The organism is Pseudoalteromonas haloplanktis ATCC 14393, from assembly GCF_000238355.1.
In the GTDB taxonomy this organism is placed as follows: domain Bacteria; phylum Pseudomonadota; class Gammaproteobacteria; order Enterobacterales; family Alteromonadaceae; genus Pseudoalteromonas; species Pseudoalteromonas haloplanktis.
The window spans coordinates 80,029-102,785 of record NZ_AHCA01000011.1; the positions used below are offsets into that span (position 1 = coordinate 80,029).

The 22,757-nt window shown below is 39.4% G+C and carries 20 protein-coding genes; 11 read left to right on the plus strand and 9 right to left on the minus strand.

What is annotated here, in order from left to right; genetic code table 11:
* Positions 1–59: 59 nt before the first annotated feature.
* Entirely contained in the window at positions 60–2,828 is a 2,769-nt protein-coding gene (locus PHAL_RS0118005) for a hybrid sensor histidine kinase/response regulator (protein WP_016709826.1), read from the plus strand.
* A gap of 46 nt (positions 2,829–2,874) precedes the next feature.
* On the opposite strand, the gene PHAL_RS0118010 is transcribed toward PHAL_RS0118005, so the two are convergent.
* Positions 2,875–3,147, minus strand: coding sequence for an oxidative damage protection protein (locus PHAL_RS0118010; protein ID WP_016709827.1), 273 nt, complete (start codon positions 3,145–3,147; stop codon positions 2,875–2,877).
* Positions 3,148–3,182: 35 nt separating this feature from the next.
* On the minus strand, positions 3,183–4,250 hold the full coding sequence (gene mutY, locus PHAL_RS0118015; protein ID WP_016709828.1) for an A/G-specific adenine glycosylase: 1,068 nt from the start codon (positions 4,248–4,250) through the stop codon (positions 3,183–3,185).
* Between the two features lie 166 nt (positions 4,251–4,416).
* Here mutY and trmB point away from each other — a divergent pair, with 166 nt between their 5' ends.
* From trmB to arcA, 5 genes are all read left to right on the plus strand, one after another.
* The gene (gene trmB / locus PHAL_RS0118020; protein WP_016709829.1) at positions 4,417–5,142 is read left to right on the plus strand and encodes a tRNA (guanosine(46)-N7)-methyltransferase TrmB; all 726 of its coding nucleotides are present in this window, start codon (positions 4,417–4,419) and stop codon (positions 5,140–5,142) included.
* 30 nt (positions 5,143–5,172) lie between these two features.
* Positions 5,173–6,198 carry a 16S rRNA (guanine(1207)-N(2))-methyltransferase RsmC gene (rsmC, locus tag PHAL_RS0118025; RefSeq protein WP_016709830.1) on the plus strand — a complete coding sequence of 342 codons (1,026 nt, stop codon included), beginning with the start codon at positions 5,173–5,175 and terminating at the stop codon, positions 6,196–6,198.
* A gap of 161 nt (positions 6,199–6,359) precedes the next feature.
* On the plus strand, positions 6,360–7,985 hold the full coding sequence (locus PHAL_RS0118030; protein WP_016709831.1) for a sensor histidine kinase: 1,626 nt from the start codon (positions 6,360–6,362) through the stop codon (positions 7,983–7,985).
* On the plus strand, positions 7,982–8,506 hold the full coding sequence (locus PHAL_RS0118035) for a YfiR family protein (protein WP_016709832.1): 525 nt from the start codon (positions 7,982–7,984) through the stop codon (positions 8,504–8,506). The genes PHAL_RS0118030 and PHAL_RS0118035 overlap by 4 nt, the downstream gene beginning before the upstream one ends.
* 108 nt (positions 8,507–8,614) lie before the next feature.
* A complete protein-coding gene (gene arcA, locus PHAL_RS0118040; RefSeq protein WP_016709833.1) occupies positions 8,615–9,331 on the plus strand; it encodes a two-component system response regulator ArcA in 717 nt (238 codons plus the stop codon).
* Between the two features lie 27 nt (positions 9,332–9,358).
* On the opposite strand, the gene arcB is transcribed toward arcA, so the two are convergent.
* Positions 9,359–11,683, minus strand: a complete 2,325-nt coding sequence (gene arcB, locus PHAL_RS0118045) for an aerobic respiration two-component sensor histidine kinase ArcB (RefSeq protein WP_016709834.1) — start codon at positions 11,681–11,683, stop codon at positions 9,359–9,361.
* A 213-nt stretch (positions 11,684–11,896) separates the two neighbouring features.
* Between arcB and folE2 the strand changes: the two genes are divergently transcribed.
* From folE2 to PHAL_RS0118065, 4 genes are all read left to right on the plus strand, one after another.
* The gene (gene folE2, locus PHAL_RS0118050; RefSeq protein WP_016709835.1) at positions 11,897–12,817 is read left to right on the plus strand and encodes a GTP cyclohydrolase FolE2; all 921 of its coding nucleotides are present in this window, start codon (positions 11,897–11,899) and stop codon (positions 12,815–12,817) included.
* A 92-nt stretch (positions 12,818–12,909) separates the two neighbouring features.
* Positions 12,910–13,503: a DUF2726 domain-containing protein gene (locus PHAL_RS0118055; RefSeq protein WP_016709836.1), complete on the plus strand. Its 594-nt coding sequence runs from the start codon at positions 12,910–12,912 to the stop codon at positions 13,501–13,503.
* Between the two features lie 112 nt (positions 13,504–13,615).
* On the plus strand, positions 13,616–14,323 hold the full coding sequence (gene mtnN, locus PHAL_RS0118060; RefSeq protein WP_016709837.1) for a 5'-methylthioadenosine/S-adenosylhomocysteine nucleosidase: 708 nt from the start codon (positions 13,616–13,618) through the stop codon (positions 14,321–14,323).
* A 1-nt stretch (position 14,324) separates the two neighbouring features.
* Positions 14,325–15,272: a cobalamin biosynthesis protein CobD/CbiB gene (locus PHAL_RS0118065; RefSeq protein WP_016709838.1), complete on the plus strand. Its 948-nt coding sequence runs from the start codon at positions 14,325–14,327 to the stop codon at positions 15,270–15,272.
* 76 nt (positions 15,273–15,348) lie between these two features.
* Here the strand turns inward: PHAL_RS0118065 and tyrS are convergent, their stop codons facing one another.
* Positions 15,349–16,548 carry a tyrosine--tRNA ligase gene (tyrS, locus tag PHAL_RS0118070; protein WP_016709839.1) on the minus strand — a complete coding sequence of 400 codons (1,200 nt, stop codon included), beginning with the start codon at positions 16,546–16,548 and terminating at the stop codon, positions 15,349–15,351.
* 150 nt (positions 16,549–16,698) lie between these two features.
* Here tyrS and PHAL_RS0118075 point away from each other — a divergent pair, with 150 nt between their 5' ends.
* A complete protein-coding gene (locus PHAL_RS0118075; protein ID WP_016709840.1) occupies positions 16,699–18,012 on the plus strand; it encodes a peptidoglycan DD-metalloendopeptidase family protein in 1,314 nt (437 codons plus the stop codon).
* A gap of 648 nt (positions 18,013–18,660) precedes the next feature.
* Here PHAL_RS0118075 and PHAL_RS0118080 read toward each other — a convergent pair.
* The 5 genes from PHAL_RS0118080 to oadA form a co-directional block, all read right to left on the minus strand.
* Complete coding sequence (locus PHAL_RS0118080; protein ID WP_016709841.1) at positions 18,661–18,930, minus strand: Txe/YoeB family addiction module toxin; 270 nt, start codon at positions 18,928–18,930, stop codon at positions 18,661–18,663.
* A complete protein-coding gene (locus PHAL_RS0118085) occupies positions 18,911–19,183 on the minus strand; it encodes a type II toxin-antitoxin system Phd/YefM family antitoxin (RefSeq protein ID WP_016709842.1) in 273 nt (90 codons plus the stop codon). The genes PHAL_RS0118080 and PHAL_RS0118085 overlap by 20 nt, the downstream gene beginning before the upstream one ends.
* Positions 19,184–19,437: 254 nt before the next feature.
* On the minus strand, positions 19,438–19,614 hold the full coding sequence (locus tag PHAL_RS24400) for a hypothetical protein (protein WP_016709843.1): 177 nt from the start codon (positions 19,612–19,614) through the stop codon (positions 19,438–19,440).
* Positions 19,615–19,831: 217 nt separating this feature from the next.
* A complete protein-coding gene (locus tag PHAL_RS0118100) occupies positions 19,832–20,962 on the minus strand; it encodes a sodium ion-translocating decarboxylase subunit beta (RefSeq protein ID WP_016709845.1) in 1,131 nt (376 codons plus the stop codon).
* A gap of 10 nt (positions 20,963–20,972) precedes the next feature.
* Positions 20,973–22,757, minus strand: coding sequence for a sodium-extruding oxaloacetate decarboxylase subunit alpha (gene oadA, locus PHAL_RS0118105; RefSeq protein ID WP_016709846.1), 1,785 nt, complete (start codon positions 22,755–22,757; stop codon positions 20,973–20,975).

The window sequence follows — 22,757 nt, forward strand, 5'->3', positions numbered from 1 at the left end:
TTTCAAGTACAGAAGCGACTGTTTAGATTGCGGTTGATAATAGACAAGTTGGATAATAAATGCAGAGTAAATTTTCTTCTCCTGTAAAAGGCCTGTTGCCTCTTTTTATAATTATAAACCTAGCAGTAACCGCACTCGCTGTAGTTGCGTACTCCTTTTACCCCACACAAAATGCTAACGCAGAGCAAAACTCCGTAAGCTTACTGCAGTTAGCCGAGCAACTAGATACACCTTTAGTAAACGCATTAACTCGCCCAGGGCAAGATAATGCAAACAAACTACTCGATTTAAGTGTCGCACTGAATGCTGAGTTTGATTATTACTTATATAGATATACTCCAACAACACAAGCACAATTAGTTTTCGCCAGTAATGAGTCAGTAATTGCAGCTGTGAAACTAAACCAACACTTAGTTGAACAAGGTATTATTCACCATCAACTAAACTTAAATGATCAACCCGTTGGTGAATTGATTATTCAACAAAAATCCAATTCATCAGCCGTGTTGCCCCAACACTCATCAGTATTCTCAATGGCTATTGCTGGATTTGCTGTTGTCAGCTTATTTTTACTGGCACTGTTTTTTAATGCTTACCTCAATAATCGGATCCGCAAAAGCAGTGACATGCTTGCCCATGAATTAGAAAGCATTACAAAATCTAACAGCTACAACACCAAAGTCGATGAGCAACTAGATATTGGCCTTGATATTGTGGCAAAAAATATCAATCAGCTATTATTACAAGTACAAAACGCAATTAGTAATAATGATATCGCTCAACGAGATTTACAGAATCTACAAAGTAGCCTTGAAACGGAAGTACAAAACCGTACCTTAGCACTTGAAAATGCAAGCCAAAGAGCTGAACAAGCCAGCGAAGCAAAAACCACATTCTTAGCAACTATGAGCCATGAAATACGTACGCCAATGAACGGTGTTATCGGCACAATTGATTTATTAAGGCAAACCGAACTAAATGGCGCGCAACATCGCTTAACTACGATTATTCGTGAATCGGCCTTTTCTTTATTGGGGATTTTGGATGATATTTTAGACTTTTCAAAAATTGAAGCCGGTAAACTCAACATCGATCCAACGCCATTTTCAGTGTCAGATACAATCGAGGAAGTTGCTAGAGTATTATCATCTGTGGCTAAAAAGCGTCAATTAGAATTAGACCTAGCTATCGCTCCCGATATACCAGTTAATTTAATCGGTGATACGGTACGTGTCCGCCAAGTACTTTATAACTTATGCAGTAATGCAATTAAGTTTACCAGCAGCAATGATGACCGCGTAGGCTATGTGCGCATTTCGGTAGAAGTAGCACAAAATACCACAGATCACTTCACCTTACGTTTTACAGTAAGTGATAATGGTAAAGGCATGAGTCAAACTCAGCTTCGGGAAATATTTAATCCATTTATTCAAGCTGAAGGCTCTATCACCCGTGAATACGGTGGTACTGGTTTAGGCTTATCTATTTGTAAAAGTTTGACCGAGCTAATGCTCGGCTCAATCAGTGTTACTAGCAACATCGGGATTGGTAGTGATTTTGTTGTAGAGCTGCCATTTAGTACAGAAAACAAAATTAAATATGCTCATAAAAACACATTAAAAGATCACCGAGTTGTACTTGTTACTGAGCACCCAACCAGAAAGCAAACTTTAAATCGTTACTTATCATTTATGGGTGCTAGAACAATTACAGCACAAACGGTAGAAGAAATTGAACAGCATCAAGACACTCACGGTATTATTTGGGTGCTTGATGGTGTTGATACTATGGATAAGACCAACTCTTTGCTACGCCGATTATTGTATACGCTTGAAGATAATAACCAGCAAGTTGTGGTACTTAGTAAGTTAGACCAAACAGCTATTAACCATAAAAACATTTTTTACCTAAATGCCGCACCACTGTGTAAATCAAACTTTATGATGTCCCTGTTGGTTGCTGCTGGCCTTCACATACCTAGAGAAGTTAAACCAGTTAAAACCCTTAATAACTATTTAAATATTGAACAAGCTCGCGATGAAAACAAGCTCGTACTACTTGTTGAAGACAATATTTTAAATCAGCAAGTACTCACTGACCAATTACATTTACTCGGGTTTGGCGTAGAGGTTGCTGAAAATGGTGAAGAAGGCTTAAAAATGTGGCAAAGCGGCCATTACCCATTAATTTTAACTGATTTACACATGCCTAAAATGTCAGGCTATGACATGGTCGAAAAAATCCGTGATGAAGCCGCTCAGCTAGAAGATATAAATGCTCAACCTTATATTATCGCTGTAACAGCAAATGCCCTTAAAGGTGAAAAAGAACGCTGTTTAAACGTGGGAATTAATGACTTTATTACTAAACCGGTTGAATTAAATACACTAGAAGCAACCCTTAACAACTGGAGTAATGTAAGCAAGCAAGGACCTGTCGTAGCAACACAAAATAAGCCTACAGCACCGATTAACCTAGAGATGCTTGCCAAATACATTAACAATGATGAAGCAAAACAATTACGCTTCTTTAAAATGTACTTAGAGCAAAGTCACATTTTAGCTAAAGAAATTAATACTGGTGTGATGACTGCTGATTATGAAATAATTATCTCAGCTTGCCATCAGTTAAAATCAATATCGAAAACCATTGGTGCTGAAAAAGTTGCCGAGCTCGCCAGTGACTTTGAGAGCCATTGTAAAGAGCAAGACTTAACCAGTGATCAATTAATTGAATTGCGTGATAATTTAGAAATTGAATACTCTCGAGTTGCGCAATATTTAAAAGAGCAAGTACGTAACGCCCAAGAGCAAGATGACCTGATTTAATAGCAAGCATTAAAAAAGGGCTTCAGTAGCCCTTTTTAACTATAAATTATTTCTCTGGTGGGCGATAACCTTCGATCTCCACCTCTTGGCCTTCGAATAAAAAGCCAACCATTTGCTCTTCTAGAAACGTGCGGTGCTCTGGATCCATCATGTTCAAATGCTTTTCATTGATCAACATAGTTTGTTTATGTTGCCACTGGCTCCATGCTTCCTTAGAAATATTATTAAAAATCTTTTCACCAAGTTCACCAGGGTATAGTTGATAACCAAGGCCTTCGGCTTCTTTTTGTAACTTTTGACAAAATACTGTACGTGACATAATTGATCTCTTATGCTGTATTAAAACGAAAGATATTAGCTAGTGTAAACCATTGTGCTAATTTGTTTAACCAGCTTTTTAGTCGGTGCAGCTAAACCGACTTCAATTGACTGATCTAACGGGTACCAAACTAACTGCCGCTCATTAACTACATCGGGGATTTTACTCACATTTAACACATGAGGGTTAATAGTTAGCTCAAAGTGTGAAAACACATGGGTAAATGGTGTTATTTCGGTGGTGTTTAATCCAAGCCCCTGCTGTACCAAAAAAGCATCAAGTTGGCTTTTTTGTGTAAATTCAAAAAAGCTAAATAACCCGCCCCAAATCCCTGAGTTTGGCCTTTTTTCCATTAACACTTGGTCATCGCATTGAATAATCAGTTGATAACACTCTTTTTTAGGTACGATTTTTTTAGGTTTAGAGTGCGGAAACTGCTTAACCACTCCCTCATTAAATGCCCTGCAACGTGTACTCAATGGGCAAAGCTCACATTCGAACTTGCTACGTGAGCAAAGGCTTGCGCCTAAATCCATCATAGCTTGGTTAAACTCAATCACACTTTCTTTAGGTGTAAGCTGCTCTGTTAACTGCCATAATTGGTTCTCAACTTTTTTAACACCATACCAACCTTCGACCATAAAGTAGCGAGCAAGCACACGTTTTACATTACCATCTAAAATAGGATGATGTTGACCAAGTGATAACGATAACACCGCTCCAGCGGTGGAACGCCCTATTCCTGGCAGCGCGACAACTTCATCTAACGTTGTGGGAAACTTTCCCTGATATTGATCACGAATTATTTTAGCCGTTTTATGCAGATTTCGAGCTCGGGCGTAATAACCTAAACCAGTCCAGTGATGTAATACCACATCTTCATCTGCATCCGCTAAAGCAATAATATCGGGAAAGCTTGCCATAAATTTTTCAAAATAAGGAATAACTGTTACAACTTGAGTTTGCTGTAACATAACCTCAGACACCCATACTTTATAAGGCGTTTTATTCAGCTGCCATGGCAAGGTTTTACGGCCATGTAAGTGATACCAATCGACAACCTGCCCTGAAAACCAGTTTGCGTCACTGTTGTTTAACTTCAAAATAATTACTTTTATAACTCGACCCTTGATGGCAAGCAGTCTATTGCAGTGAGTTAAAATATCAAGTTCTGAACATACACAAAGGATAAAACCTTGTGATCAAGCCCGTGGTCAGGGATAATACGCCACCATTTTATGACATGTTGTTTTCATCAGGCCAAAATATATGAGTGATTCAAGTAACGATAACCTTGAGCAAGCAAAGCAAGAAGGTAAATATATTCGTACAATTCGCAGCTTTGTAAAACGCGAAGGTCGTTTAACCAAAGGACAAGCTGCTGCAATTGAAAAGTGCTGGCCAACAATGGGTCTTGAGCACAAAAATGGCATGCTTGATTTAGCGCAAGTATTTGGTAATGACAACGACGTTGTTTTAGAAATTGGTTTTGGTATGGGTAAATCATTAGTCGAGATGGCTAAAAACGCACCACACCTTAATTTTATCGGTATTGAAGTTCACCGCCCAGGTGTTGGCGCTTGTTTAATGGATGCCGATGAAGCAGGAATTAGTAACTTACGTATTTTTGAACATGATGCGGTTGAAGTATTTGCTGATTGCATTGCTGAAGGTAGCATTACCACAGTGCAGTTGTTCTTCCCTGATCCATGGCATAAAAAGCGTCATCATAAACGCCGTATAGTGCAACCAGCATTTGTTGAAAGCCTCCGTAGTAAATTAAAAATTGGCGGTGTTTTTCATATGGCTACTGATTGGGAAAATTACGCTGAACACATGCTTGAAGTCATGCAAGCAGCTGAGCACTTTACAAACCAATCACAGACAAACGACTATGTACCACGCCCAGATTTGCGCCCATTGACGAAATTTGAACAACGTGGCCACCGTTTAGGTCACGGTGTTTGGGACCTAATGTTTGAACGCATTAGTTAATAACATACTTAATCAAAGGCAAAGCCATTTATGAGCGCATTAACCAACCCTAGTTCATTATTACTTCGTAATAGCGAAAACCTCAAGGCAGACTCTATTTTAGTGGTTAATTTTGTCCAAGATGGTTTTTTGTCACAGCTTCAACAGCTAAACCCTAACAGTAGGATTAGTGCTTTTAGCTACAACCATGCAAATGGCGAGTTTGCAAAAAGCATCAAAGGTATTGATGTTTGCGTAAGCCATGAAATAGCGGCACACAATTTTGATTTAGTTATTTATTATTACCCTAAAGCCAAACCAGAAGCACTGATGACGCTGGATAATATCCGTGCAGTTATTAACCCTGAAGCCGAACTATTGGTGGTTGGTGAAAATAAAAGTGGTGTAAAATCAATTGAAAAGCAATTTAGCAGTTACTGTGAATACAGTAATAAAATTGACAGTGCTCGCCATTGTGCTTTGTATCTATTTACAGAAATAACTACATTAGCTGAATTTGCAATCACTCGTTACCACAAACAATTCAATGTTGATGTTGCTAGCTTGAGTTTTAATGCGATTAGCATTCCTGGCGTGTTCAACCACGGCGAACTTGATGGTGGCACTAAAATATTGCTTGAGAATGCACCAACTATTAAGTCAGGGAATGTACTCGATTTTGGTTGTGGCGCAGGTCTTATTGCCACTTTTTTGGGTTTGAAAAATCCAGCATTGAATTTTACTTGTACAGATGTCAGCGCCCTTGCCGCTTATGCAACGGAGCAAACACTAAAGCTTAATAATATCAGCGGCAAAGCTTTATTAAGTGATGGTTTAGCTAAGGTAAGCGGAAAGTTCGAACTAATTATTTCAAACCCGCCGTTTCATACCGGTATTGCGACTGATTATACCGTAGCAGAACAATTCTTAAGTGGCGCGAAACAGCATTTGACTAAACAAGGTAAATTAACAATTGTTGCAAACAGTTTCTTAAAATATCCACCTATTTTAGAAAGCCAATTTGGTGAGTATCAAACGGTGCATAAAACCAATAAGTTTGCAGTATATAGCAGCTAATTAAGCCGAAAGCTCAATACCGCAACGCGCTCAAAAAGCTGCTGAAAATAAAAATAGGTAGCTTTACAACAAACTTAGGATATTTTTTAGTTACTTTGATAGGTCTTTGCTAGACTTATGGTAATTCTATCCCAATTATATATTCGGCTTTCATCATAATAATGCCTAAATCAACGTCGCAAACAAGTATTCGTAAAGCTCTGATCAGCGCAGTGATGCTTGTTACAGCCTTGTCTTTATCATTATCAATTTCAATATCTACTTACCTTGATGTAAAAGAACAAAAACTTTTAATAATAAACAAACTCAATATTTTAGCTGAAATTATCGCATTTAATGCGCAAGTTACAGTATTGTTTGATGATAGAAAAACCGAAGAGCAACGACTTAAATCTTTTGAAAGCATTCCACTCGTTAAAAACATACACATTTATGCGATCGATGATATTTCAAACAAACCTGTATTTTTTACCAGTTTCAATGCCAAGAAAACCCCACCTGTGCCGCTGCGTGTAGATAACATTGAACAGCTGCAGCAACCAAAGATCACCGAAGATTATGTAGAGTTGATCAAACCGATCAACTACGAGGGCAATATTAAAGGCTACGTCTATATTCGTGGTGGACTAGAACGTCTCAATGCCTATATTAATAAAAAAATCCTTATCGATATTCTTTTAACATTATTCGTTTTAGTGTTGGTCTATTTTGTTGCAAAGCGCATTCAAAAACGTATTGCCGACCCAATTGACCAGTTAAGCACCTTACTGCAGGATGTCTCAAAAAATCATAATTATGACGCCAGAGCCAAAAAAACAAATATTTCCGAAATAAATACCCTTTCAAATAGTTTAAATATCATGCTGACTCGCACTCAAAACCAAATCGAGCGGCATAAAAATGATAAACAAGAAATTAAGCAATTAAACCAAAGTTTAGAAGAGAAAGTAAATCAACGTACCATCGCACTCAGAGAAGCTAACCAAGAGCTACTAACAACGCTAGAGCGAATGCATCAATATCAAAATCAAATTGTTGAAAGCGAAAAAATGGCCTCTCTAGGACAAATGGTTGCCGGTGTTGCCCACGAGGTGAATACGCCCATAGGTTTGGGGATCACCGGCTCCACTTTACTACGTGATAAGCTGGCAGAAATAAGCCAAGGGTTTGATCAAAAAACGTTAACCTCAAGCCAGCTAAAACGTTTTATTGATAATGGCATAGAAAACTTAGATCTTATCTATCGAAATTTAAATCGTGCGGCTGAGCTGGTTTCCAGCTTTAAAAAAGTCGCTGTGAATCAAGACGGGGAACTAAGTTCGCTGATTAATATGCATGATTTGCTCAGCAATGTAATCGTTTCAATGCGTACAGAATTACTCGTAAAAAACCCTAACATTGTTATTCATTGTTCATCGCAACTAATGTTTGAAACCAAAGCTGGGCCACTGCAGCAAGTACTGCAACAATTATTAAGCAACTCTATCATCCATGGCTTTCGAGATAATCAAAACAATGAAATCGAAATTACAGTTGAGCGAAACGAAAGCAGCCTGACCATTAACTACTTTGATAATGGTGTTGGCGTTGATAAGAGTATTAAAAAACGTATTTTTGACCCCTTTGTTACAACAAAGCGTGGCGAAGGCGGTAGTGGCTTAGGTATGCATTTAGTTTACAATTTAGTCACTCAAGCCTTAGGCGGGAGTGTTTATTTTGATGACCAAAATTCAACTGGAACCCGTTTTATTATCACCTTGCCATTAACCGAGGCAAGTCGAATATGAAACTAAGCGGTTTACTCCTGGCTTTGATAATCGCTTTTCCATGCTTTGTACTGGCTAAATCACCAGAGCAAGTTAAGTCCGCCTTTTTATTTCAGATTGCAAAATTTGTAGAGTTCCCCCAAATTAGCAATAATCGGCCGGTGACTTTTTGTTTTTACAACATTAAAAAGGGGGTTGGCGAGTTATTAAAGAGTAATTCTAGCCTGAAAATTAACAATAGACCGATTGAAACTGTCTTAATTGATAAAAATCAGCAAATTTCTGAACTTTCTCGTGTTTGTGATATCACATACATTGATGAAACAATGGAAGATGATATAATTCCACTTTGGATCGATACCATTTCATTAAATACCTTAACAGTTGGTGAGAGTATTAATTTTTTAGAAAAAGGTGGCGTTATTTCTTTGATCCAAGAAGGGAATAAAATCCGACTGTATATCAATAAACAGCAGTTGTTGCGCAGTAGTTTTAAAGTGCAATCTCGGTTATTAGCTGTTTCTAAATTTCATCCGAATTGATTTTACTTGTTAACAATTGGATATACTCCTATAATCACTAGTATTCGGTTTTATAATACAATACCGAATTAATTGTAAATAAAATATTCCGAAAAAGGTTAATTAATAATGCAAACGCCAGTCATTCTGATTGTAGAGGATGAAGACGTAACTCGACTAAACCTCGTTAGTTTATTTGAAGCTGAAGGTTACAAAGTTATTGAAGCCATTGATGGCGATGACATGCATGACAAGCTTACAAATAATGATGATGTGAACCTTGTAGTTATGGACATCAACCTGCCAGGCAAAAACGGGCTAATTTTAGCGCGTGAATTACGTCAAAAGCGTAACGTTGGACTTATTTTCCTAACCGGTCGTGATAATGATGTAGACCGTATATTAGGCCTAGAAATTGGTGCGGACGACTATATTACTAAGCCGTTCAATCCTCGTGAACTAACTATTCGTGCTCGTAACTTGCTTTCTCGTACTGCTCTTGGCGGTGAAGAATCAAGCCTTGAAACAAATGGTGTGATCACCTTCAATGGCTGGGAACTTGACGAAAATAGCCGCTGTTTAACATCGCCAAATGGTGACGCTAAGCGTTTACCTAAAGGTGAATACAGAGCACTACGTTTAATGCTTGACTCTCCAGGCCGTATTTTTAGCCGCGAGCAATTGATCAAGCATATGACTGGTCGTGAACTTCGTGCAAATGACCGTACTGTTGACGTAACGATCCGTCGTATTCGTAAACATTTTGAAAGTGATAACAGCACATCTGAGCTGATCAGCACCATCCATGGTGAAGGTTATCGTTTCATTGGCAAAATTGATAGTTAATATCTTTTTTAGCAAATACCTGCAGCATTAACGTTCTAATTGCTGTAAGAATAAATGAAGGGCCTGCTGCCCTTCATTTATTTTATCTGCCAATATAGTTAGCCAATCTTTTAATTCTTCATCACTTTCCTCAATCGCACCGTGTTCCATTTTCTTAGCATGCAATTGCACATCATTTAGACCAACAGAGCCAGCTGCGCCTTTGAGTTTATGTGCTACGGATTTATATTCTTCACGATCTCCATCAGCTAATGATGCAGCTAATTCTTGCTGGTATTGCGGATTCAATTTTTCAAATAAACTACTGCTACGTTTAAAGATCACAATACCCATTGAGTTAACAAAGTCTTCAATGGTCTCAACATCCAATAACTCAACATTGATATTTACACTGGCTTCTTTACTCACTGTCAAACGCGTCTCAGCGCATTGGTGTTGCTGTTTTATATCAAATAGTTCCGCCAACATTTTATCAAGCTTAGTGGTATTGATCGGCTTAGCTAAAGCACCTTGAATTGAGATCCCTTGCAGCTCTTCTTCAGCACTGCGAACATTGGCCGTCAGCGCAACAATAGGTAACTTATCAAAATGACTATCGGCACGGATCTGGCGTGCAACTTCATCACCGTTAATATCTGGAAGTTGCATATCAAGTAATACAAGATCGAGATCATCTTCTGTTTCAACGAACGACAGCGCATCTTCACCTGTTTCAGCCCAGATCACTTCGTGGCCACGCTGTTCAAGTAAGTTAGTGGCGATTTCAGCATTAAGTGGCACATCTTCAACCAAAAGAATATTTAAACTACGGCCAACATAACTATGCTCAGCTGGCGCAATACATAGAGTCAACGGTATTTCTACTACAAAACAGCTACCCTCACCTTCTGTACTGCTAACATGTAACTGCCCTTTCATGGCAGTTACCAGCGCTTTAGTTACGGCTAAACCAATACCCGATCCAATTGCATTTGTGCCATTTAAGTCGGGGGCTTTATAGTACATATCAAAAATACGATGTAATTGTTCTTGTGGAATGCCTTGGCCGGTGTCGGTGACTTTCATTACCAACCACGCACCATCTGCTCGGTTCTCTCGGTTACACGCTAATTCCACCTTACCTTGTTGGGTAAATTTGACGGCATTGTTAATTAAGTTCCAAACAACTTGTCGTAAGCGTGTTGGATCTAACTGTGCGTAAATATCCAACATACCCTTGCGTTTAATTTCAAACTCTAGGCCTTTTTGCTCTGCTATTAGCCCTGCAAAGTTAACAACATCATTTATAAAGTCAGATACATTGATAGAATCAGTCACGATATCAAGCTGTTCGCGGTCAATTTTATCTAGATCAATAATATCGTTAAAAATATTGCCTAACGTTTCAGCGCTTGAAAAGACCGTATTACACCAGCTTCGTTGTTGCTTATCTAAGTCGGTATCAAGCAGCATTCGGGTTAAACCTACAATTCCGTTAAGTGGTGTACGTAATTCATGGCTCAAAGTGGCAATAAATTTCCCTTTATCTTTATACGCAGTTTCAAGTGCCTGCGCAGCTTCTTTACGACTGGTGATATCACGGCCAAACGCAAGCAAACCAATGTACTCACCATCATCATTAATAAACGGTAGTTTTCGCATTTCAAACCAACGCTTTTCATTGCCAACAGGGTATTCAACATCTAGGGTTAATGCTGCGTGGGTTTTTTCAACTTTATTATCTGTAATGAGTACTTCCGGTAAATATTGCGTTGGGTAAATTTCCTCTGCCGTTTTACCGATTAATTCCTCACTCGATTTCCCAATAACTTCCTCAAACATTTTATTACAGCCTGCAAACACGCCATTGTTGTCCCGGTAATAAAATAAGTCAGGTGAGGAATCGACTATAGATCGCAATAACATGCCCTGTTGTGCAAGTTCTTGTTGCGTTTTTTTACGTTCAACAATTTCTCGTCTAAGCTCTTCAATTGCACGATGCTTGGCATGAAAAGCCATTTTACGCTCGTCTATCTCAACATTTAGCCGATTAATATTATCTTTTAATGTTTGGTTTAATAGCTTTTCTTGTTTAGTGGCACTATCTAAATAGGCATATGAGGCATCTAACTGACGAATAGAGTTGATCAGGACGCTGATAATAATAGGAGACACAACCGCAGTAAAAAACATCACGGCAAGCACATCGACAAGCGTTACTGTGCCCACCGCAACATAATAAAACATACACGATAGTATTAATGCGAGCACTAATAGTAATGCATAACAAATAGTTGCGGTTTTGAATTCACCAAATCGAGTAATTAAACTGGAAAGTATTCGAGCCCATGGGCTCAAAGAGGAATCGATCATATAAATCTGTCTCTTAACTATACGTTTGTGTATATAAAAGTCAGCTGATTACACAGCTACACATAAAAAATTACTATTGCTATGATTTTAGCATTTTTGTATTAACTATTTTCATCTTCCGCGACGAAAACAGAAAATTTTCATCTACCACGTATTTTTAGATTTTTTCGTGTAAAATACCGCGCTTTACAATTGTCAATTACGAGATTTTTCATGCAAAGCAACATGCCCGATATAGCAGATACGGCTCCCGCCTTACAATCAGGTAAATTAGACTGGGTTGGTATGGCTGATATTGAACTGCCTTTTATATTCGAGTCTCGTGATCTTGCAGCAATTCATGTCAATGCTAAAGCCCGCGCTTTTGTTAACTTACATAAAGAAGACGCCAAAGGCATCCATATGTCACGGTTATTTTTAGCACTCGATACTTTATCCACTGAGCAACAGGTTAACCCGCTGACGATTGCCCAAGCGCTAGATACCTTTATCTCCAGTCATGAAGGGCTATCCGATCAAGCTAAAATTGAATTCAAATTTGAATTACCACTGCGCAGAAAATCACTGTTAAGCGGCAAAGCTGGCTGGAAAAGCTACCCGCTAACAATAGAGGCAAAAATTGACCGCGGTGTGCTAAGTTTTGAACTGAGCCTTGATGTAACTTATTCATCAACATGTCCTTGCTCTGCAGCATTAGCACGTCAGCTTATTCAACAAGCGTTTGCTGAAAAATTTAGTAGGCAAACATTAAATCATGAACATGTACTCAACTGGCTTGGTAGTACTGACGGCATTGTGGCAACCCCTCATTCACAGCGCTCTATCGCCAATGTAAAAGTTAAACTTGCGAGCAATATCACTGAGTTTGATATTTTAAGCCTGATAGATACCCTAGAAGGTGAGCTTAAAACGCCAGTTCAAGCAGCTGTTAAACGCGAAGATGAGCAAGAGTTTGCTCGTTTAAATGGTCAGAATTTAATGTTCTGTGAAGATGCTGCTCGTAAAATAAAAGCAGTATTAGAAGATGCACAATACGCTGATTACTGGTTACAAATAAACCATTATGAATCACTTCACGCCCATGATGCCGTAGCGATTGCTGTAAAAGGAATTGATGGCGGATACCAGCCATAACTTAATGGTTATTAAAGTGTAACTTTGCACCAACTGGGCACGTAAATTGCTATTAGAATTACAGTGTCAATTTGTTGTTGTGGAGTTACCGTATGGAATTCGCTTTATTATCAATTTTAGTATTAGTGGTTGGGGCATCTGTTGTTGCGTCAAAGTTTACCGACGATGGCGGAAATCCTTACCCATTCACGCGTAAAACCAGTGTTTTTACGCAAGTTGAAAGTTCTTTCCTTAATCTTTTAGAGCGCGCTGTAGGCGACCAATTCAAAATTGTTAGCCGCGTGAAATTAATCGATATCATTGATTGTAAGAAAGGTTTGTCACCTAAAGCTAAACGTGCAGCAATCGCTAAAGCAAAAAACAAACAGCTTGACTATGTATTAATCGACAAAGAAAAAATGACCATTGTTGCGGCCGTTGATTTAGTTAATAACGCCAACAAAGATGGCCATAAAGCACAACGCGATTGGTTTGTTAACGGCGCACTAGAAGCCGCTGGGATCCCACACATTCGCATGAAAGTAAAATCTGGCTATCGCCCGAGTGAAGTACGCGAAGCAATTATGTTTAAGCTTGGTAAACCAGCGACGGCAAGTTTACGCCCTACTCGTAATCGAGTTACTAAGCCTGCGGTACTCTCTCCTTCTCAAGCCAAAGCACATTCCACTGCTTTAGCTGAAATATAAGCTGCCTTAAACGATAAAATGCGAGCTTTATACGCTCGCATTTTTTGTTTGTTTTACCCTACTCTTATTTTTACAGTATAATCATGGCATTCAATTCGAGGAATTTAAAATTATGAATGTTGGTATTATTGGCGCAATGGAGCCAGAAGTTAAAATTTTGCGTGCAGCAATGCAAAATCCACAAGTGCTAACTAAAGCTGGTTTCACTTTCTACACTGGTGAGTTAGCTGGTAATACAGTAACTTTAGTGCAATCAGGTATTGGCAAAGTAGCCTCAAGTATCGCCACCACCTTATTGATCGATAACTTTCAACCTGATTGCGTGATCAACACAGGCTCTGCAGGTGGTTTTGAGCCATCACTAAATGTTGGTGATGTGGTTATTTCATCAGAAGTACGTCATCACGATGTTGATGTAACCGCATTCGGTTATGAAATTGGCCAAGTACCGCAAATGCCAGCTGGGTTTGCCGCACACCCTAAATTAATTGACGCAGCTGAGCAAAGCATTGCCCAAATCGGCGATGTTAAAACTATGGTTGGCTTAATTTGTACGGGAGACTCATTTATGTGTGATCCAGTACGCATTGATAAAGCGCGTGCAGACTTTCCAACAATGCTTGCCGTTGAAATGGAAGGTGCTGCAATTGCACAAGTATGTTTTAGCTTAGAAACTCCTTTTGTTGTGATCCGTTCAATGTCTGACATTGCCGGCAAAGAATCACCACAGTCGTTTGAAGAATACCTAGAAACTGCTTCTATTAATTCATCTAAAATGGTTGTGGCATTACTAGAAAAACTAACATCGGTAACGCTATAAGGTGTTATCCAATTTAGTTCAACAACATGTGGACTTTATTGTATTTATATTAGCGCTCCTTGCTGAGCGCTTTTTGCCTTTAGTAAGCTGGTATCACCCAAACACATTTTTAGGCGCAGTATTTAACGCACTAGCCAAACGTGTTTATCGTAGTACAGAATCCACAAGTTACCAGTATTTATCCTCTTCGCTATGTTTCACTTTAGTCCTTCTAGTGATCATGACCTTAGTGATCCTGCTGCTTGAATTTGCCTACTACCCCGAACTTTTAGCAGGATTAATCCTTTATCTAAGCCTAGAGTGGTGCACAGTAGAAAGCAAAACGCTACGAATTGCACGACTGCTCAAACAAAACCAAAAAGCCACTGCTCGCGAGTTATTAAAGCCCCTACTTGCCCGTCAAGTTAATACACTATCTAGCCCAGGGATTTGTAAAGCCGCTATGGAGGCGTTGATCCTCAGAGTTGCTCGGCACTATTTTAGCGTAATATTTATTTACTTACTGTTTGGGCCAATGGCTGCCCTTGCTTATCGCTTACTTACTTTGATCCATCAAGCTTGGCGCAGAGATTTATTGCCTAATAGCCCTTTTCTAAAGTCACTTAGTGGCTTGTTGTTTATTATTGAGTGGCTACCCACTCGGCTACTCGCATTAACTATTGCAGCTAGTAAAGCGAGTAAATTGAGCATTCATTATATCAAACATTATGGCCGACACTTTTATCAAACCAACAGTGGCTGGTTGCTCAGTTGTTGCTCAGCCTCTATTGGCGTGCAACTAGGTGGCCCTGCTATATACCAAGGAGTTCGTTTTGATAAAATGCGCATTGGCACCGAACGCTTACCAAAAGCAGATGATATTCCGGTGTTGATCAATCGACTCAATCAAGCCCGTGGTTTTTGGCTACTGATAATACTTGGGGCAGAGATAGTTAAAACAATTGTATAGAATACAGAGAGAAAAAAACCAGCCGAAGCTGGTTTTTATTACTTAAATATCTAACTGAATTTTCATTCTTTATTCATTAAGCACAGGTAATGTTTGCGAATTTACGTTTACCAACTTGATAAATTGCCGTCGTGCCTTTTGCAATTTCTAGCTTAGTATCAGTGACTTTTTCTTCGCCATTGATTTTCACCGCACCTTGTTTGATCATTCGCATCGCTTCTGAAGTACTTGCCACTAAACCAGCTTCTTTAAGTAAGTTCGTGATAAATACCGTATCTTCATCTATGGTTACAGTCATATCAGGGATATCATCTGGTAACGCATTTTTTTGGAAACGTTTAATAAAGTCTTCATGCGCTTCTGTTGCCGCTTCATTACTATGAAAACGAGCAATCATTTCTTTTGCTAAATCAATTTTAATATCGCGCGGGTTGGTGCCTTGCGCAACGTTCTCTTTTAGTGCGGCAATTTCCTCAATTGATAAGCTGCTTAACAAATCATAATAACGCCACATCAATTCATCACTGATAGACATAATTTTACCAAACATATCGTTCGGCGCATCTGTAATACCAATGTAGTTACCTAATGACTTAGACATTTTTTGCACACCGTCGGTGCCTTCTAATAGAGGCATCATTAATACAGTTTGCGGTTTTTGTCCTTCGTCTTTTTGCAGCTCACGACCCATTAGCAAGTTAAAGCGTTGATCCGTACCACCAAGCTCAACATCCGCTTCAAGTGCCACTGAATCCCAACCTTGTACTAAAGGATACAGAAACTCGTGAATGGCAATAGATTGTCCGCCTGCATAACGCTTTTTAAAATCATCGCGTTCCAGCATACGAGCAACCGTTTGCCGTGCTGCTAATTTGATCATACCTGCCGCGCCTAGGTTTTCCATCCAAGTAGAGTTAAACGCAACAGTTGTTTTAGCAGGGTCTAAAATCTTAAATACTTGTTCTTTATATGTTTCAGCATTCGCTAGTACATCATCACGGGTAAGCGGTTTACGAGTTACATTTTTTCCCGTAGGGTCACCTATCATGCCAGTGAAATCACCAATTAAGAAAATGACTTCATGACCTAAGTCTTGGAAGGTTTTCATTTTATTAATTAACACTGTGTGGCCTAAGTGTAAGTCAGGTGCGGTTGGATCAAAACCCGCTTTGATCTTTAGCTTTTTACCAGACTTCAGCTTTTCAACTAATTCGTCTTCAATTAATATTTCTTCTGCACCGCGTTTAATCTCTGCTAGAGCGGTTTGTAAATCCACTGTGTATTACTCCAAAAAATTCAGTCAACCTAGGGATTCTAGCGTAAATTAACGCCAGTTTAAATCTACAAAACACTGGTATTAACGCTTTATTAAGTATATCCTGCAATATTAGTGATTAATTATCTTGACAGCAGGAAAAGGCACGTTATGGTTCGCGTTGTGCACAAACTCCCAAAAAAACACAAATTGCTTATTCTAGGCTTAGTTTCTGCTATTGCTGCTTTAACACTCATACCTTCAGAAAAAGCAACTGCCTCTAAAGACAATAGCGCTGATGCACTAGAAATTGGTAAACGCTACGAATTACAAATTAAAGTTGATGACGTTGAACAATTAACTGAATTAAATTCGCAAGAAGACGCAGCAAAATTACCAGAATATGACCTAGTCGATTTTGAAGTAAAAAACGGTGACAATTTAGCACTTATCTTCAAGCGCGCTGGTTTTAACGCGCAAACCGTTCATAAATTACTTAATACTAATGCGGAAACACGTAAACTAACTAAAATTCATCCTGGTGAAGTGCTTAGTTTTGCCACCGCAGAGGACGGCTCTTTAGCGCAACTACGCTATGTGATCTCAAAAACAGATACTTTATTTGTAACCTTGAACGAAGAAGGTAATTACGATACTTCTATCGACAGTAAAGAGATCGAAACCCTCACTAAATCTACTGGTGGCGAAATTACCAATAGCTTTTGGACCTCAGGTATTGCAGCTGGTTTGAGCGAACGTCAAATTATGAACTTTGCAGATATTTTTGGTTGGGATGTGGATTTTGCTAACGATATTCGTAAAGGCGATCAATTCGGCTTAATTTACGAGTCGCACTATGTTGATGGCGAATTTATAGGAACAGGCAAAATTATTGCCGCAGAGTTTATTAACCAAGGCCAACGCTACGCGGCTATTCGCCATAGCGACGATACTTTTTATACCCCTGAAGGCCGTAGCATGAAAAAAGCCTTTTTACGTGCCCCGGTTAACTTTAAGTATATTAGCTCAAGCTTTAACCCACGCCGCTTGCACCCGGTTACTAAAACGGTAAAACCCCATAACGGTATTGATTACGCAGCACGCACAGGCACACCCGTTGTGTCATCAGGTAATGGTAAAGTAATTAAATCAGGTTACAGCAAGTACAATGGTAATTATGTATTTATTAGCCATGGTACTCAGTACGTAACTAAGTACTTACACTTAAATAAACGTATGGTTAAAACAGGTCAAAAGGTTAAGCAAGGCCAAAAAATTGGCACCGTCGGCGCAACAGGTCGAGTAACCGGAGCTCACTTACACTATGAGTTTTTAGTTAACGGCGTTCACCGAAACCCTAAAACTGTTAAGCTACCTAAATCTGAGCCGTTACCACGCGACGAGCTTGCTAAGTTCAAGCCAATCGCAGATAACTTCTTAGCCCAGTTAGAGCGCAACAGAGAGCTACAGTTAGCGCTTAAGTAAGAGCGGTCAGCGGTCAGCGGTCAGCGGTCAGCGGTCAGCGGTCAGCGGTCAGCGGTCAGCGGTCAGAAAATATAAAACCGTTGCTATGCAAATAGCAACGGTTTTTTGTTGAGCAGTCAGTATCACTGCGCTATCTTCTGCAAGTCAAGACTCATATAGACATTTAGAGTTTTATTACCCCAAACACACTAACGAGCGACTTATTGCTCAAGATGCTTGTTTTACTATTTTTCCTTATCCTGAGGTTCTGGTTGAGCTTGACGATTTACGTAATCCTAATTGTTTCAGTCATAATAGCCTAAGGTCAATCAAAACAATAACAATTGACGCTTCAAAGAAAGCGCTTTTAAGAGACCAATTAAATATTTTAGACGTCAACCATATGTCGATGTATCCTAGTACAGAAGGTGTAACTAAGCACATAATGAGCCCATACAAATAAGCAAGCAGTAAGCTATTCTACACATTATAACCCACTATTTTTATCCGCTTAATTCGGTATTTAAGCTGTACGATTATATTTTAAGAAAATAGCTGTTTTATTGGTTCCAAATATATTAATTAATAGCTTAGAATTAATTTTAGGATTTCGTTTTTTAATTGAATTTGGCTGCTGGATTAATTCTACAGCTTCGTTATTTCCTAATGCTAATGGTCGTCGTAATGCCCACCAATGGCGAAAATATATATGCACTCATCATCAAACTTATAAATTAACCGATCTTTTTGTGATATCCGCTTTGACCATAATCCTGATAAATTGTGCTTTAAAGGCTCTGGTTTACCTAAGCCTTTACTTGGATCTGAGTGCATCATTTCTTTTAGTATTTTGCATAAAGCTGTATGCAACTTTTTATCTTTCACTCGTAATTGTTCATAGGTGAGCCAAGTTTTCCCCTCAAAGGTTAATGATCTCATCTAGCTGCTCTTGTGTTGGTTTATAACCTGAATTGGCTGTGTGAGTTTTCATTGAGTCAGCGATTTGTTGCATTAAACTGCTACTCTGTAAAACATGTAAAGTTTCCTGCTCTCGTTCCCAGTCATCTGCACTCATTACTATAAATGCATCTCCTGCACGCCTAGTAACCTTTATAGGCTCATGATCACTAACGGTTTGTTCCACGTATGTTTTTAAGTTTTCTCTAAATTGATTGACACTGATGCTATCCATAATTAAAACCTCATTAATGTACGGTAATGTCGTACATTATAGTTTAAAAAATATATCAAGTCACTTAAAAGGCTTTGCCCAAAGTGAAGAAATAAAAACATTCGATAATGCATTTCTTTGATGCAGACTGAAAGGGTATTTTTTCGTTGGGTTTCGCGGTGCTCAACCCAACCTACGTAGCCTATTTTAACGCCGAGCAGCCTTAAAACTTACAGCTTACCGCTCCTAGCGGCTCTAAAACTGACGGCTGCGCTCTACCTCACCAACACATAAATCAACTGCACTATCAATGAAATCATCACTAATGGCCAAATGTACTTGGCATATTTAGTCGCGCCATCTAGGCCCATTTTTGACTGGTACTTTTCAAGTAGTGGCACAAGAATGATGAGTGCAATAAACAGTGAAATTAAAATTACGAAAATATTCATATCAGTCCTTATTTATACCAATCGACTTAAATATTTAACCATTCTAGCGAGCTAAATAAATGGTCAGTAACTTAACACGATTGGTATTATTGAATATCCATCGAGTATACCCAAAAGGCGAGCAAAAAAAAGCGCAGTCTACACTGCGCCAGTCGGTTGGAAGTAAAAAGTTACTTACAGTTGCTCAACATAGTTAAGCAGCTTTGGTTGTCTGTTATTACCCTACTAAGGCGAGCAAAATACCGGCAGCTACGGCGCTACCAAGAACACCGGCAACGTTTGGCCCCATAGCATGCATTAACAAGAAGTTATGCGGATTACTCTCAAGACCCACTTTGTTAACTACTCGTGCAGCCATCGGAACAGCTGATACACCTGCAGCACCTACTAATGGATTAATAGGAGATTTGGAGAACTTATTCATACCTTTTGCCATGAATACACCTGAAGCCGTACCAATTGCAAAAGCCAAGGCACCGAGTACTAAAATACCAAGCGTCTCTACCGTTAAAAACTTATCAGCAGCCAACTTTGAGCCTACAGCTAAGCCTAAAAAGATGGTCGTGATATTTATGATCTCGTTTTGCGCGCTGTTACTTAAGCGGTCAACCACACCAGATTCACGCATTAAGTTACCTAAGCAGAACATACCGACTAACGGCGTAGCTGCGGGTAAAAATAGCATTGTTAATGTAAGCACCATTAATGGGAAAATAATTTTTTCCTTTTTCGATACTGTACGTAACTGTGGCATTTGAATCTTTCGCTCTTCTGCGGTCGTTAATGCACGCATAATTGGCGGCTGAATAATGGGCACCAACGCCATATAAGAATAGGCAGCTACCGCAATAGCCCCTAATAAATCAGGCGCTAACTTTGACGCTAAGAAGATAGCTGTAGGGCCATCTGCGCCGCCGATGATCGCTATAGCCGATGCATCTTGCAGAGTAAACTCAAAGCCAGGCACATAGTTAAGTAAAATTGCGCCAAATAAAGTCGCAAAAATACCAAACTGCGCCGCAGCTCCCAGTAATAACATACGCGGATTAGCGATTAATGCACTAAAGTCAGTTAATGCTCCTACACCCATAAATATTAATAGCGGGAAAACACCGGTATCAATACCAATATGGTATACGTAGTACAGTAAGCCACCAGGGTCTGACAAACCTGCTACTGGGATATTTGTTAATATCGCACCAAAACCTATAGGTAATAATAATAATGGCTCAAAATTACGGGCAATTGCGAGATACAGCAATAAGCACCCCACTGCGATCATAATAAGCGCAGGGAATGTAAAATTAGCAATACCTGTGGCCTGCCAGAGGTTTAATACAGCTTCCATCCTCTGTCTCCTAAGCTAACGAAATCATAGCATCACCCGTTGCCACTGAATCACCTTCAGCAACGAGAATTTCAGCAATAGTACCTGTGTGAGTAGCGCGGATTTCAGTTTCCATTTTCATCGCTTCCATGATGATCACAACATCGCCTTCGTTGACCGTTTGCCCTGTTTTCACCTTTATTTTAAAGATGTTACCAGCTAGAGGCGCGTTCAGTGTTTCACCAGAAGCAACCGACGCTGATTGTGGAATAAGCTCACTGTCTTTAAGTGTTACTTCTTTAAGTTCACCACCTTGTGCAACGACAACGTCATACACTTTACCGTCAACTTTTACGCTGTATTGTTCTGCTTTAACGGTATTGTTGTTGCTTGGCTGATTGTTTGCAGGTTGCTCTTTCTTCGCAGGCTCTGCACTTGGCACAGCTTCAAAAGCATCTGGATTATTACGATTTTTAATGAACTTCAAGCCAATCTGTGGGAATAAAGCATACGTTAATACATCATCAATCTGCTCATCAGCTAGGCTTAAACCCTGCTCTTTTGCAGCTGCTAATAATTCTGCTTGCAGGGTTTCAAGTTCTGGCTGCAATAAATCTGCTGGGCGACAGGTAATTACGTCTGCACCATCAAGTACACGCTCTTGTAGTTCTTTATTCATGGCTGCAGGTGTTGCACCATATTCACCTTTTAGAACACCGGCGGTTTCTTTAGTAATTGTTTTATAACGCTCACCTGTAAGTACATTTAATACTGCTTGTGTGCCGACAATTTGCGAAGTTGGCGTCACTAAAGGTAAGAAGCCTAAATCTTCACGAACACGCGGGATCTCTAATAACACTTCATTGAGTTTATCAGCTGCGCCTTGCTCTTTAAGCTGATTTTCCATATTTGTTAGCATGCCACCTGGCACTTGTGCTAATAAAATACGGCCATCAACGCCTTTTAAGCTGCCTTCAAATGCCGCATATTTCTTGCGAACATCACGAAAATAAGCCGCAATTTCTTCTAACTGATTTAAATCAAGTTCAGTATCACGGTCAGTGCCTTCAACAATCGATACAATTGTCTCGGTTGCACTGTGACCATATGTCATACTCATCGAAGAAATCGCGGTATCAAGCATATCAATACCTGCATCGATCGCTTTTTGATAAGTGGCTGTACTTAAGCCAGTTGTTGCATGGCATTGCATTGCGATAGGAATAGAGACCGTTTCTTTTAAGCCTTTGATTAACTGCTCACAATCATACGGTTTAAGTAAACCTGCCATATCTTTAATACAAATTGAATGACAACCTAAATCTTCTAGCTGCTTAGCTAAAGTGAGCCACATATCTAGCGTATGTACTGGGCTAACTGTATATGAAATAGTACCTTGTGCATGAGCACCGACTTTTACTGCGGCTTTAATGGCTGTTTCAAGATTACGAACATCGTTCATGGCATCAAAAATACGGAATACATCAACGCCATTTTTGTGCGCTCGCTCGACAAACTTTTCAACCACATCATCTGCATAATGGCGGTAACCTAACAGGTTTTGACCACGTAATAGCATTTGTTGCTTGGTGTTTGGCATGGCTTTTTTCAAAGCACGGATCCGCTCCCAAGGATCTTCGCCTAAATAACGGATACATGAATCAAATGTTGCCCCACCCCATGACTCAATAGACCAATAGCCCGCATCATCTAATTTTTGTGCAATTGGCAGCATGTCATCTAAACGCATGCGCGTTGCTAATAATGATTGATGTGCGTCTCTAAGTACTAATTCGGTTAATTTTAATTTAGCCAC